We start from the raw sequence: 12,401 nt of genomic DNA on the forward strand, positions 1-12,401 counted from the left end.
ACCCTTCGAGGTTTGCCCAACCCGTCTTGGTCTCCACCTCAACCCATGAGTGAATGATCTCTTCCGGGGCGATCGGATAAACGAGTTCAGGTACGACGCCCCGTTGCAGCTCTTTATGAATCGTGAAGCCGTGAAGGCGGCACCGTACACCGACTGCACGCAACAGGGCCATAAGAAGCGTGCCCTTGGTGTTGCATTGACCAAAACCGTCAGCGAGGACTTCGGCGGCCGAGATGTTGTCTGCGCGGTTGTACCCGAAGGCAATTTCATTGCGCACGAAATCATAAACGGCGCCGATCCGGTCATATGGCGAAAGAGTTTTCCATCCTTTGTCTTCAACCAGTCGTGCAATCGACGGATGGTCGAAATTAAGGATTGGGGTGGCTGCAACAAGCGGGTCACTGGCGGTCAACTGTCATCTCCTCGAATCGTCTGACGCAACATGTAATTGCTATAGTGACTGTAGGTTCAAGCTTAAATATTCTCGCGACGATTCCAACACGCTGTCACAAATCTGATGCGAAAAAGTAGCATTTTCGACCCAGACCCAACCCTCGTTACTGGAGCGAAAGAATGAAGACATTAACAGCGGTATCTGCCCTTGCTATCGCGGTATCAGGCATGGCGACAGCACAAGACCTGCCTCAGGCCGAAAACGAATGGTTCGTATCCGGACAGGAGCGTCTGGCCGAAGAACTGGCAAAGCAGCCCAATACTAACAGGGCTCTCAACATCATTTTGATGATCTCTGACGGCAACGGCGTTGGTACAAACTACGCATCGCGTCTGTTTGCAGGCCAGCAAGAGGGCGGCTTTGGTGATGAGTATGTTCAACCCCAGGAGGCCTTTCCAAACCTCGCTCTGGTCAAGACCTACAACGTCAACGCCCAGACACCGGACAGCGCTGGCACGGGCACGGCCATGATGGCCGGGATCAAAACCAAGGCAGGCATCATCGGTGTGAATGAAAACGTGAACCGCGGCGACTGTTCGACGCTGCCGGGCAATACCGTTTCCTCCATGAACGAACTTATGAGTGAGATGGGAAAAGAAACCGGCATTGTCTCCACAGCGCGCATCACACATGCGACACCGGCCTCGGCCTACGCAAAGACAGTGGACCGCAATTTCGAGGCGTCAGTGCCTGAAGGTTGCGACACCCAGACTGACATTGCGACGCAGCTGATCGAGGCCATGCGTTCCGGGATGATCGACGTCGCCATGGGCGGCGGCATGCGCAACTTTCATGGTGACGAAGGCGGGCGCCGCGAAGACGGGGTCAATCTGATGGACGTAGCCCAAAGCGAACTAGGCGCTCATTTGGCGACCGATCAGGCGTCTTTCGAAAACACCCCTTTGGATGGGACCCCGATCCTCGGGTTGTTTGAAAGCAGCCACATGATGTACGAAGCTGACCGCGAAGACGAACCCAGCCTGGCCGACATGACCGGTGCGGCCATCCAGGCGCTTCAGGCAAAATCGGGGGACAATGGCTTCTTTCTTCAGGTCGAAGCGGGTCGCGTGGACCATGCCAACCACGGCGGCAACCTTGCACGCGCGGTACGTGACCAAAAGGCGTTCTCCGACGCCGTCGCGATCGCTGATGAACTGACGGACGATGCCGACACCCTGATCATCGTGACGGCTGATCATGAACATGCGCTTGCCTTCAATGGTTATTGCGGGCGTGGGTCGGACATCCTTGGCCTGTGCATGGGCATCGACGGCGAAGGCGTGGCGCATACCGGAGAGCCCGAATTGGGAGCCGACAATAAGCCGTTCACCGTCGCCGGCTACCTGAACGGTGCGGGATCGGTTCTGACCGAACAAGCGGATGGTTCTTTCTTTGGTACGCGTCCGGCGCTCACCGAAGAGGCCGCGACAGACCTGGACTATTTGCAGCAGGCGGTGGTTCCCAAGTCCTCCGAAACCCATTCGGGTGAGGATGTCGCCGCCTATGCCAAAGGCCCGTGGGCACACCTTGTCGATGGCACAATTGAACAGAACATGATTTTTCACATCATGAACTATGCCGCGACGGCCGAATAATCTGATTTGGTCTGATCACGACATCCCCAAGAGTTCCGCTCTTGGGGATGTTTTGCTTTTTCGGATGAAGACCAGGGAGATCCGTCCTGGGCTTAGTTTTTCTCGGAAAGTTGAAAAGATGAGTTGATGTAACTAGCTGTTTGATGGAGTAGTTTTGTGTTATCTCGCATCATACTAGGGCTAAATGTGGTCACCACAGCGACTACGCACCAACTGCATTCTACAAACCATCTTGACTCATGCAGGCCGAGGATATCAGGTGCTCGGACTTGGTCCCAAAGCCGATTTGCGGCGGCGGGGTAAATGGGAACGCGGTAGGGACATCAAGTCCTGTCCTGATCCGAGACTGCCCACGCAACTGTGAGCGTTAGCTGCATTCCGAATACCACTGGAGAGATCCGGGAAGGTGGAAATTGCCGCGATGAAGCGCGAGTCAGGAAACCTGCCAGGTACACTGTGACGCCTCTAGGGAGGCATCTTGCACGATGGGTGCAGAAAGGACGAACTAATGCATATTGAACCTGGCGTCGTGGACGGCGCAAAACTCGTACTGGGAACCGCGACTGGCGTTGCCTCAGTTGGAATTGTCGCCAAGCTCGCTGTTGATCACGTGAAGCAGAACGGTAACATCTTAGCTTTGGTCGGACGCTCCGCTGCGGCAAGCGCGATGGTGCTCGGATTCTTTGAATTTCTGCCGCATCCACCTGTTGGAGTGTCAGAAGTACATTTGATACTTGGAACCACACTTTTCCTGATCCTCGGCACAGTTCCAACAGCTATTGGTCTGATCTTTGGTCTTGTCGCGCAAAGCTTCCTGTTTTCACCTTCCGACATTCCGCAGTTGGGAATGAACTTGACTACGCTCATTCTACCAGTTTTGGCGATGGCGGCATTGGCTCAACGAATTATACCGGCCGACACCCCTTACACTGAAGTAACCTATGGCCAAGCCGCGAAGCTATCTGCGGTGTTCCAAGGTGGAATTGTCGCATGGGTGGCATTCTGGGTATTCTACGGGCAAGGATTTACAGCAGAGACCTTAGCAAATGCAGGTGCATTCGCCTCAGTCTACATCATCGTTGTATTGCTTGAACCTATCATTGACCTTGGTGCTCTGGCTTTGGCAAAGACATTCCGGAGGTTCGAGAACACAGGCCTTCCGCACGCCCGGCTCTATCAACCTGCCTAAGGTAATTAGTAACCAAGTACGACCGACCATTGTGGTTTTACACACCGTTTTGGAATGCGAGCAATTGGCGCGACTATGCGCCGATTGCATCGTGGTCGGTCAGACACTCTGAGTGATCGCGCAAGACCTCGAGAACCTTGCAGTCCGCCGTATTGCCTCCGCTGCATTCGTGGATCATGCGCTTCAGCTCGGTGCGAAGCGCTTTCAGCCGATCCATCCTTAGTTCTACTTGTTTGAGTTGTCGCCGGGCGATGGAATCCGCCTCATGGCAGGAGCGGTCGGGATTGTCGCTGAGATCGAGAAGCTCGCGGATCGCTTCAAGGGGAAACCCCAACTGGCGTGCGTGCCGGATAAAGGACAAGCGGTCAACTTCCGCATCCCCGTAGCGCCGCTGCCCGCCTTCAGTGCGACCCGGTTCGGGCATCAACCCGATCTGTTCATAGTACCGGATGGTCTGAACTTTCGTTCCGGTTTTCTTTCCCAAACTTCCGATCGTGAGCATGAAACCTCCATATCTATAGTGGTGGTAGCTATAGCTATTGGCATGCGCAAGCCAGCACTGTAATCACAGGTCCGTGACAGGCTGCCGCAATGCCGAAAAACAACTTGAACCTCTAGGGGCTAAACATTTAGAAAGCTCTAAAAATGGGCGGACTCGGGCGCAACACGACCAATGAGATTATCTGCGTTACAAAAAGTGCTTTGGGGACTCGCCGCGATCGCGATCGCGGGGTTCGTCTGGCTGCAAGTCTCGACCAGAAATGAACAGCGCGCTGATGATCCTGCGTTCCGGGCTGATTTCGAACTGACCGATCATCAAGGCATGGTGCAGACGGACGAAGACCTCGCCGGGCGCTGGATGCTCGTGTTCTTCGGCTTTGCGAATTGCCCCGATGTGTGCCCCACGACCCTGGCCGAGGTTGCCGCTGTCATGGATGCGCTCGGCTCCGATGCTGCCAAAGTCCAGCCGCTCTTTATCTCGATTGACCCCGAACGCGACACGCCTGAACAACTCGCGGAATTTGTACCGGCATTTGATGCCAATATCATCGGTCTCACCGGCACGGCAGATCAGATCAAGCGAACATCGGAAACCTTCCGCGTGTACTTTGAGAAGATCGAGGAGGCGGCTTCGCCCGACGGATACACGATGGGGCATTCGTCTCAGCTGTTCCTCTTTGATCCGCAAGGCGGATATGTGGGGGCCTGGACATATGGCACGCCGGCAGAGGAGATCCTTGCCGATCTGAAGGCGCGGATGTCGCTATGAGCCGGTTGATGGCAAAAGAGACGGCTTTGGCCGCCGCGTGGATCGTCGCTTTGGGAAGTTCCTTGGCCGTGCTCTATATCGGTGAGGTTCTGGGGCAGGCTCCGTGCAGTCTGTGCTGGTTTCAGCGTGCGTTTATGTTCCCTCTGGCCGTCGTGTTGGGCCTCGGTCTCTGGTGGGAGGATCAACGGGTCGGTCGCTACGGCGTTGCGCTCGCCCTCGGTGGCGCTGCCATCGCGCTTTGGCATCTTGGTCTCTATACTGGAGTTTTGCCCGAGCCGATCCAACCCTGCACGGCGACTGGCCCATCCTGCACCGGCGACAATCAGCTGTTTCTTGGAATCCCTATCCCGCTCTTGGCGCTGATTGCCTTTGCGTTTATCGGCTTCTTGTCATTTTTCTCCCTGAAGGAGCCCCGTCCATGAAAAACAAATCCATCGTTCTGTCGGTCTTACTTGTCGGCCTTGCAGTCTTTGCCGCCGCCGTTTGGTATCAGTCCCGCCCTGCCCCGGTCGCTCAGGTTGATCCGGTCCAACCCGAAATCGCCGAAGCACTCATGCGTCCCTACTCACCCATCATGGGACCAGAAGACGCGCCGGTTACAATTGTGGAGTTCTTCGATCCCGCTTGCGAAGCTTGCCGTGCTTTCTATCCGATCATAAAGGACATCATGGCGGAACACGGCGATCAGGTCCGCGTCGTATTGCGATACACCCCATTTCATGGCGCTGCATCGGAAGAGGCGATCCGGGTGATGGAAGCGGCGCGCATGCAGAACGTATATATTCCGGTCAAAGAAGCGATCCTCGAATTTCAGCCACGATGGGCATCCCACGGTGAACCAGCGCCGGGATTGATCCTTGGCATTGCAGAGCAGGCCGGTCTGGACGTAGAAGCCGCACAAAACCAGATGAAAGCGCCCCAGACGCTCGCAATCCTTAATCAGGATCGTGCGGATGTGGAGACAATGGGCGTGCGTCAGACACCAACGTTCTATGTGAATGGCAAACCGCTTGACCCGTTCGGAGCCGACGAGCTGCGCGCCTTGGTTGCGGCCGAAGTCGCGGCGGCCGGGTCGTGATCAAAAGACTGACTTTAGGAGCAAACCTGTGAACTCAACCGTTGCAGCCATCGCACTTGCATTCAGTGCGATTGTCGGATTACCGACCACCTCTTCTGCTGGCTCTGAGGATATTGTCGTTGACGACGCATGGGCCCGCGCGTCCATCGGCATCAACCGTCCAGGTGCGGCCTACATGACACTGCGCAATACCGGCACCGATCCAGTGACATTGGTGGGGCTGGAAACGCCGCTCGCCATGATGCCTGACATTCATGAGACCAAGACGGACGCCAATGGTGTGAGTTCCATGGGCCCAGTCGGTGAAATCACCATCCCAGCGGGCGAAAGTGTTTCGCTGGAACCAGGTGGCATGCATGCCATGCTGATGCGGTTGCAAACCAAGATGGTGGAAGGCGAGACCTTTCCGCTGACATTGACCTTTGCCGATGGCGGGACGCTGACCGTTGATGTGCCCATTCTTGGCATTGCGGCACGTGGGCCGGAGGGCTGATGAGCCGAAGAACTCTCCTTGCTTATGGTGCCGCAATTGCCGGAGTGGCTGCGCTGGCGCTGTTCATCGGCTGGTGGCAGGTGGATGGTCCCGGCGCGCCTGAACCTGTAGCTCAGCGACCCTTGCCGCTCACCCAGATGGACTTTCAGATGACCGATCAAGGCGGTGAAACTGTCGGACCTGCGTCGCTTCTGGGCAATCCATCCATGGTGTTTTTTGGCTTCACATACTGCCCCGATGTGTGCCCCACCACATTGTCGGATATCTCTGGCTGGCTCGACGACCTTGGAGATGATGTTGCGGACATGAACGTCGTGTTCATCACGGTCGATCCAAAACGCGACACTGTTGCGGCTATGGCGGAATATGTCAGCTACTTCCATCCAGCCATCCAGGGTTGGAGGGGTTCACAGGATCAAACAATGCGGGCCGCAGAGGGATTTCGCGCGAGTTATGAAAAGGTCGCCACCGGTGGTGATGACTATACCATGAACCATACGGCGAGCGTCTTCATGTTCGATGCTGAGGGACAGTTTGCCGGCACAATCGATTATCATGAACCAAGAGAATTTGCGGTGCCGAAGATCCGCCGTGTCCTCGCAAGAACCGAAGAAGAAACATCATGAAGCTGAGATATCTCGTCGCAAGTATCGCCGGAACAAGCCTTGCCATCGCATTGATGTTTGGTTTCCAAACCGACTGGAGAAAGGCTCCCGTTCCGGAGGCGCTGGCAGCAGTGTCTGATTGGCAACCGTCACCAATGCGGATGCCCGCACCGCCGGATCAATTGCTTTCAATCTATTCGAACGAGACTTTTGAACCAGTGACAGTCGCATGGAGGCCAGAGCCCCCTGCCTTGCAATTGGCCAGTGTCGCTTTGCCTGAAGTAAAGCCCCCAGTTGAAATCTGGTCAGGGACATTGTCCGCCGGCGAAACCTTGGATGCACTGCTCTCCAAAGCAGGTCTTACTGCAAGCGACCGCGCTGAGGTCGCGCTTGCCTTGGCTGCAGAATACGATCTGCGAAAACTGAAACCCGGATACGGCATTGAAGTCGAAACTTCCTTGTCGGGCACCCCACGCCGCGTCGCGCTTTCGGTGGACGAAGGAGTTCGGATTGAAGCCACGTTTACAGATGAGATTGCGACACGCAGGATTGTTCCCGAGCCAGACTTGATTGTTCGCGCCGCCGATACCACCGTTCAGAATTCGATCTTTGCCACCCTTGCGTCAGCGGATGTCCCGGCTCGGTTTGCAGTGGACCTCGCCGAGATGCTGGGCGGCACCGTGGATTTCCGACGGGATCTGAAAGGGGGCGAACGGCTACAATTGATGTGGCGTGAAACGGTGTTCGAGGATGAAGAGATTAGGCAACCCAGCCTGTCCTTCGCCGCGCTGACGATCGAGGAGACGCTTTATGAAGTCGTCTGGCCCGACGACAAATCCGGAAACGCGACGATTTTTGTTGATGGGGAATTGCTACGGGTGTTTGCACAACCCGTGAAGGGCGCGCGGCTGAGTTCGGTATACGGCAATCGCAGGCACCCGGTTTTTGGGGATGTGCGCATGCACACCGGGGTTGATTTTGCGGCGCCCCAAGGGACGCCAGTCTACGCAACGGCACCGGGCCGCATCTCGTTTATTGGGCGACGCCGCGGCTATGGGCGCGTGGTCGAGATTGCACATGGTTCAGACACCATGACACGATACGCACATCTCAGCGACGTCCCGGAGGGACTGGGCGTTGGAGATAGAGTCGCCGCAGGTGACAATATTGGCAGTGTCGGCGCCACCGGGACCGCGACTGGTCCAAACCTGCACTACGAAGTGCGCGTAGACGGTCGCCCGACAGACCCGATGTCAGAAGAACGGCTTGCCGCGGCGGCAAGCCAAGTCGAGACCAACACCAGCATTTTGGTCCGTCTTGAAACTGTTCGCGCGCAGTTCACGGGTTTGCTTGACCAGGAAGTTGCCGCCGCGACTTCAGAAAGACTGTAGATCATGAAACTATTCACGTTTGCCACAGTGTTCTCACTCAGCCTCGCCGCGCAGGCGATCGCCGAAGCCACGCCGATTGATGTCAAAAAGACCAATGGCTGCGGGTGCTGCCTCGCCTGGATGGATCATCTTGAGGAGAACGGATTTGCGCCGAGTGGACAAGATATGTTTGCAGGGCTGCTTGTTCGTTTCAAACTCGACAGCGGAGTCCCCCAACGCATGGTGTCCTGTCATACAGGCCTTATCGACGGGTACGTGATCGAGGGCCATGTGCCCGCAGATGATATTCGCAGGTTGCTCAGCGAGAGACCGGACGCTGTCGGCCTCGCGGTGCCAGGGATGCCGCTTGGCTCCCCCGGCATGGACCAGAGCCGCTGGCGCGAAGCTTATGACGTGTTTCTCATCAACAACGATGGAACGACGGAAGTGTTTGCCAGCTATCCCGGCGATTGAGGGCTCGCACTATTCAATTCAAAGACGCCCATTCCCGCGTCACTTTGCGGTCCCTGAGCAGCGTGAAGGCCAGAGCATGAAACACACGATAACTCTCGGGCTGGTGAGCACACTCAGTGCTGTCGTCGTGGATCAGGCGAGTAAAATGGCTGTCGTCGCAAACGCTTCTACACTGAGCTCCGGTGTTTCCGTCTTTCCTGGTTTCAATCTAGTCTACCATCGCAATGATGGCGTGACTTTTGGTCTGTTAAATGGTGCGCCATGGTGGGGGCTAGTATTACTGGCAACGGTTGTATGCCTATGGCTCGTAGTCCTGATGTTCAGAACGAAAGAAGAGGGCGAGGCCGTGGCCCATGGCCTGATCATTGGCGGAGCCTTGGGGAATGTTATTGATCGGATCAGAGTAGGCTCCGTCACCGATTTTCTGGACTTTTATGTTTGGGATCTGCATTGGCCAGCCTTCAACCTCGCAGACACCGCTATTTTTTGCGGTGTCGCCCTGCTGCTGGCCTGGCCGGGGTTGAAGAAAACCCAGACCGAGCAATGACAGAAACCGCCGGAGAGAAGGCCGCATTTCGGAAGGTCGCCCTTGTGCTTTCGCTAGCTCACGCCGCAGCAATTGTTTGTCTTGGTGCGCTGACCGTCCTGACCCTTCCGCCTTTCTCATTTTTGATACTTGCTCCGGCGACCTACGGTGGCTTATTTTTTATTTTGCGAGGGCTTCGCCCATTTCGCGCTGCGGTCACGGGTTGGACTTTTGGTCTGGGATATTTCGCCGGTGGGATCTTCTGGATCGCGGAGAGCTTTTTTGTGGATGCGGATCGCTTTGGTCTGCTTGCCATACCTGCCGTCGCTGGGTTGAACGCGCTGCTTGCGTTCTTTCCCGCGCTGGCCTCGTTCGCGTTTGCTCTGCTGGCGCGGTCGCGATTGTCTGAAGGTCTGGCCAGCCCTCTGCTCTTTGCAACATGCTGGACCGCCGCCGAATGGTTGCGCGGGCATGTCCTGACGGGATTCCCCTGGAACCTGTCAAGTTATGCGCTCGTCGAATATGAGCCGCTGCGGCAACCGGCGGCGTGGATTGGCAGTTACGGTCTCGGCTTTCTCTTTGTTTTTCTGGTTGTTCTGCCAACCCATCTGATTGCCAGTCGCAATAGTAGACGTCCGTGGGGCCTGGTCTTGGCGCTTGGGTTTGCCGCAAGCCTTTGGGGTGCAGGGCAAACCCGTCTCTGGCTTGGCATAGAAGAGCCGACGAACATCACTGTTCGGATTGTTCAGGGAAACGTGCCGCAGCAAGACAAGTGGCGTCCGGAACTGCGAGAAGAAACCGTATCACGGTACATTGACCTGTCGAGCCAGGGTGACGTTCCTGACATCGTATTGTGGCCTGAAACGGCCTATCCGGGATTTCTGGACGAAGTTGAAGCAGATCGTCAGAGGATCATGCGCGCGCTCCCCCAATCAAGCATCCTCATGACCGGTGTGCCAGACCGGGTCGCGTCGGGCGCCAACACCCTCTACTTCAATACCGTCCAGGCATATGACACAAAGGGGCGCAGCCTTGGTGGCTATGCGAAACACAAACTGGTTCCTTTCGGCGAGTATGTTCCTTTTCGAGAGTGGTTACCGTTTGAGCGTCTGACCAAAAGTCTTGGAGATTTTACACCGGGCCCAGGGCCACGCACCTTAGCCTTGCCTGGAATACCTTTTGTTGGCATTGCGATCTGCTACGAGATCATTTTTCCGGGTCACGTGGTCGACGATGCCATTCGACCGGATTGGATATTCAATGCCACAAACGATGCATGGTTCGGAACATCGATCGGACCGGAGCAGCATATGGCGGCCGCACGGATGCGCGCCGTCGAAGAAGGCTTACCAGTGCTTCGCGCCGCGAACACTGGCATTTCCGCAGTCATTGATGCCAGAGGCCGCGTCTTGGCCAGTCTGGGCCTTGAACAGACGGGAGTCCTAGACCTACTTCTGCCCCCTGCCCTGCCACGTACACTTTATGCGCGCTTCGGTGACTGGACACTTTTGCCACTGGTTTTGGCATGTTGGTTTCTTTTTGTCGGCCTCCGCGTGATCCCGTCTCTCACAATGCGGTTTTTTAGCCACTTGGAAAGGAGGCTGACGTGATTGTAATCGTCATGACATTGTTAGGGGCGTTTTGGGGCGCATACCTCGCAAAAAAACGCAAAGGCAATCGACTTGATATTGCTCAACATGCGGCGAGCTGCGCAATCCTATTTTGTTTGATCGGATTGTTCGCCACGATCATGATCGCCCGGGCTCTAGGATAGTCTGGTCGTTGGGCGGCGTTGTGGACATGGACCATTTTGGAGCGCTTCTAGCAACCCTCGTAAGTTTGAGTGTGTTGGTCGTTCTTACAATACGCGGATATCCTATTTACAGTCGTTCGGTCAGGCCAAAGTCGCATGTGCGCCTCGGTCTTTTTTTGGCGGGTCTAGGCATAGCAGGTGGTGCTTTTTTTGGTCCCCTCCCTGATCTTGGTCATCAATACTTCTTCGTGCATCAAGCCGAACACTTGGTGGCAAGGCTGCTAGGACCGATGCTCATCGCCTTGTCGCAGCCGGGCGGTTGGTTAGCCGCCGGTCTTTCAAGAAGATGGCGGAGTCAGATCAACAGAGTTCTGTGCTCGCAGGTGGTGCGTGCAGTGCGAAGTCCAGTCCCAGCAACGTTTCTGCTCATCGCGTCACTCTATATTTGGCAGCTGCCCGGGGCCTATTCATCTGCCCAAGCCCGTGAGACACTAGAATTCGTCGCTCATTTCGGCATGGTTGCAGCTGGAATATCATACTTTTCAGCAGTATTCGGTCCCGGTAGCGTTGTCGGCGGCTGGCCCTATGGCGCGAGACTGATTACTGCATTCGTGGTCATTGTATCGAACATACTTCTTGGCGCACTAATCACTTTGAAAGAGGTCTCTTTGTACAGCGGCGCACCGATGTCATTTTCGGCTGGCACGCGTTTCGGATTGTCGGACGAAACCACAGGTGGCTATATCATCTGGGTCCCCTCTTCCATGCTCATGATCGTCACGGTTCTGCTCATCATGAATGGATGGAACAAGTTTGAAGAGGTGCGATGGCAGCGTCGGCATGAACGGCGTGATTCCAATTCGGCCGTGCTGGAGTTTCCTGAAACAGCGTATGAGTTGAAACTCAAGACCGCCGGGCCCAATCGAAGGATGGGGCGAACCCTTGCGATCGGGTCCCTTTCGATGTTCGCGATTGTTCTGGCGACGGCGATAACCGTGCTGCAACTTTACTGAACACCGCGATTTGATGGCACAGCCTGTCTTTGGCCAAGGATCAACCGGGCCTCTTAATATGTTTCTCAAACGCCAACAGCGTCGCCTCGCTGACGTGGTGTTCGATGCCTTCGGCATCACGCTCGGCCGTTACTTCGTCAATCCCGAGGCTTTGCAGAAATGCGACCACGATCCTGTGGCGCCGGCGGCAGGCCTCAGCGAGAGCCTGGCCTCTTTCGGTCAGGAAAACCGAGCGATATTTTTCACGGCGCACCAGCCCTGCTTGCTTCAGGCGCGAGATGTTCTTGGTCACCGTCGGTGCTTTGACCCCCAGCCGTTCGGCAATGTCGACCGGTCGCGCCTCCCCATGGGCTTCAATCAACTCCGCGATCAGCTCCACATAATCTTCCGCCATCTCGCTTTCATGCGCATTGCGCACATGCGCGAACCCGTCGGCCTGGGCTTCGGGATCGCGGGAATCAGGCATGAAATCTTCACGCGTCTGTGATGCGCCGGGCGACATGACAGGACTTTGCCTGAAGGTTGATGGATTGACAACAAGTTGGCTTTGGGTAGATAAGTTAGACGCGTCTAACTTTTTG

15 protein-coding genes and 1 riboswitch are annotated in these 12,401 nt (G+C 55.9%); of the genes, 12 read left to right on the forward strand and 3 right to left on the reverse strand.

Going from position 1 to position 12,401, the window contains the following annotated elements; all coding sequences use genetic code 11:
* Window positions 1-412 (reverse strand): transglutaminase-like domain-containing protein (locus TA5113_RS16740; protein WP_131726495.1); only part of this gene is annotated, 412 nt, incomplete at its 3' end.
* 161 nt (window positions 413-573) lie between these two features.
* Here TA5113_RS16740 and TA5113_RS16385 point away from each other — a divergent pair.
* Both TA5113_RS16385 and TA5113_RS16390 read left to right on the forward strand, forming a co-directional pair.
* Window positions 574-2,049, forward strand: coding sequence for an alkaline phosphatase (locus TA5113_RS16385; protein WP_058314121.1), 1,476 nt, complete (start codon window positions 574-576; stop codon window positions 2,047-2,049).
* A gap of 253 nt (window positions 2,050-2,302) precedes the next feature.
* Window positions 2,303-2,513: riboswitch (cobalamin riboswitch) on the forward strand.
* Between the two features lie 44 nt (window positions 2,514-2,557).
* Entirely contained in the window at window positions 2,558-3,238 is a 681-nt protein-coding gene (locus TA5113_RS16390; RefSeq protein WP_058314122.1) for an energy-coupling factor ABC transporter permease, read from the forward strand.
* 73 nt (window positions 3,239-3,311) lie between these two features.
* On the opposite strand, the gene TA5113_RS16395 is transcribed toward TA5113_RS16390, so the two are convergent.
* Window positions 3,312-3,740, reverse strand: coding sequence for a MerR family transcriptional regulator (locus TA5113_RS16395; RefSeq protein WP_058314123.1), 429 nt, complete (start codon window positions 3,738-3,740; stop codon window positions 3,312-3,314).
* A gap of 171 nt (window positions 3,741-3,911) precedes the next feature.
* On the opposite strand from TA5113_RS16395, the gene TA5113_RS16400 reads away from it, so the two are divergent.
* The 10 genes from TA5113_RS16400 to TA5113_RS16450 all read left to right on the forward strand — a co-directional run bounded on the left by TA5113_RS16400 (window position 3,912) and on the right by TA5113_RS16450 (window position 11,820).
* Window positions 3,912-4,508, forward strand: coding sequence for an SCO family protein (locus tag TA5113_RS16400; protein ID WP_058314124.1), 597 nt, complete (start codon window positions 3,912-3,914; stop codon window positions 4,506-4,508).
* A complete protein-coding gene (locus TA5113_RS16405) occupies window positions 4,505-4,930 on the forward strand; it encodes a disulfide bond formation protein B (protein ID WP_058314125.1) in 426 nt (141 codons plus the stop codon). Before TA5113_RS16400 ends, TA5113_RS16405 begins: the two co-directional genes overlap by 4 nt.
* Complete coding sequence (locus TA5113_RS16410) at window positions 4,927-5,586, forward strand: DsbA family protein (protein WP_058314126.1); 660 nt, start codon at window positions 4,927-4,929, stop codon at window positions 5,584-5,586. Before TA5113_RS16405 ends, TA5113_RS16410 begins: the two co-directional genes overlap by 4 nt.
* 49 nt (window positions 5,587-5,635) lie before the next feature.
* The gene (locus tag TA5113_RS16415) at window positions 5,636-6,079 is read left to right on the forward strand and encodes a copper chaperone PCu(A)C (RefSeq protein ID WP_235872036.1); all 444 of its coding nucleotides are present in this window, start codon (window positions 5,636-5,638) and stop codon (window positions 6,077-6,079) included.
* The gene (locus TA5113_RS16420) at window positions 6,079-6,705 is read left to right on the forward strand and encodes an SCO family protein (RefSeq protein WP_058314128.1); all 627 of its coding nucleotides are present in this window, start codon (window positions 6,079-6,081) and stop codon (window positions 6,703-6,705) included. Before TA5113_RS16415 ends, TA5113_RS16420 begins: the two co-directional genes overlap by 1 nt.
* On the forward strand, window positions 6,702-8,075 hold the full coding sequence (locus TA5113_RS16425) for a M23 family metallopeptidase (protein ID WP_058314129.1): 1,374 nt from the start codon (window positions 6,702-6,704) through the stop codon (window positions 8,073-8,075). The genes TA5113_RS16420 and TA5113_RS16425 overlap by 4 nt, the downstream gene beginning before the upstream one ends.
* A gap of 3 nt (window positions 8,076-8,078) precedes the next feature.
* On the forward strand, window positions 8,079-8,528 hold the full coding sequence (locus TA5113_RS16430) for a DUF411 domain-containing protein (protein WP_058314130.1): 450 nt from the start codon (window positions 8,079-8,081) through the stop codon (window positions 8,526-8,528).
* Window positions 8,529-8,604: 76 nt separating this feature from the next.
* On the forward strand, window positions 8,605-9,075 hold the full coding sequence (lspA, locus tag TA5113_RS16435) for a signal peptidase II (RefSeq protein WP_058314131.1): 471 nt from the start codon (window positions 8,605-8,607) through the stop codon (window positions 9,073-9,075).
* Window positions 9,072-10,664: an apolipoprotein N-acyltransferase gene (gene lnt / locus TA5113_RS16440; protein WP_082625812.1), complete on the forward strand. Its 1,593-nt coding sequence runs from the start codon at window positions 9,072-9,074 to the stop codon at window positions 10,662-10,664. Before lspA ends, lnt begins: the two co-directional genes overlap by 4 nt.
* Before the next feature lie 190 nt (window positions 10,665-10,854).
* Window positions 10,855-11,820 (forward strand): cytochrome c oxidase assembly protein, encoded by a 966-nt coding sequence (locus TA5113_RS16450; protein ID WP_058314133.1) that lies wholly within the window; start codon window positions 10,855-10,857, stop codon window positions 11,818-11,820.
* 40 nt (window positions 11,821-11,860) lie between these two features.
* Here TA5113_RS16450 and mntR read toward each other — a convergent pair whose 3' ends face one another.
* Window positions 11,861-12,322 carry a manganese-binding transcriptional regulator MntR gene (gene mntR, locus TA5113_RS16455; RefSeq protein ID WP_058314134.1) on the reverse strand — a complete coding sequence of 154 codons (462 nt, stop codon included), beginning with the start codon at window positions 12,320-12,322 and terminating at the stop codon, window positions 11,861-11,863.
* Window positions 12,323-12,401 lie beyond the last annotated feature (79 nt).

It is taken from the genome of Cognatishimia activa (genome assembly GCF_001458335.1).
Classification (GTDB): domain Bacteria; phylum Pseudomonadota; class Alphaproteobacteria; order Rhodobacterales; family Rhodobacteraceae; genus Cognatishimia; species Cognatishimia activa.

Coding starts and splice junctions, on each gene's coding strand:
- TA5113_RS16385 (WP_058314121.1), top strand. CDS start 574: ATGAAGACATTAACAGCGGTATCTGCCCTTGCTATCGCGGTATCAGGC.
- TA5113_RS16390 (WP_058314122.1), top strand. CDS start 2,558: ATGCATATTGAACCTGGCGTCGTGGACGGCGCAAAACTCGTACTGGGA.
- TA5113_RS16395 (WP_058314123.1), bottom strand. CDS start 3,740: ATGCTCACGATCGGAAGTTTGGGAAAGAAAACCGGAACGAAAGTTCAG.
- TA5113_RS16400 (WP_058314124.1), top strand. CDS start 3,912: ATGAGATTATCTGCGTTACAAAAAGTGCTTTGGGGACTCGCCGCGATC.
- TA5113_RS16405 (WP_058314125.1), top strand. CDS start 4,505: ATGAGCCGGTTGATGGCAAAAGAGACGGCTTTGGCCGCCGCGTGGATC.
- TA5113_RS16410 (WP_058314126.1), top strand. CDS start 4,927: ATGAAAAACAAATCCATCGTTCTGTCGGTCTTACTTGTCGGCCTTGCA.
- TA5113_RS16420 (WP_058314128.1), top strand. CDS start 6,079: ATGAGCCGAAGAACTCTCCTTGCTTATGGTGCCGCAATTGCCGGAGTG.
- TA5113_RS16425 (WP_058314129.1), top strand. CDS start 6,702: ATGAAGCTGAGATATCTCGTCGCAAGTATCGCCGGAACAAGCCTTGCC.
- TA5113_RS16430 (WP_058314130.1), top strand. CDS start 8,079: ATGAAACTATTCACGTTTGCCACAGTGTTCTCACTCAGCCTCGCCGCG.
- lspA (WP_058314131.1), top strand. CDS start 8,605: ATGAAACACACGATAACTCTCGGGCTGGTGAGCACACTCAGTGCTGTC.
- lnt (WP_082625812.1), top strand. CDS start 9,072: ATGACAGAAACCGCCGGAGAGAAGGCCGCATTTCGGAAGGTCGCCCTT.
- TA5113_RS16450 (WP_058314133.1), top strand. CDS start 10,855: ATGGACCATTTTGGAGCGCTTCTAGCAACCCTCGTAAGTTTGAGTGTG.
- mntR (WP_058314134.1), bottom strand. CDS start 12,322: ATGTCGCCCGGCGCATCACAGACGCGTGAAGATTTCATGCCTGATTCC.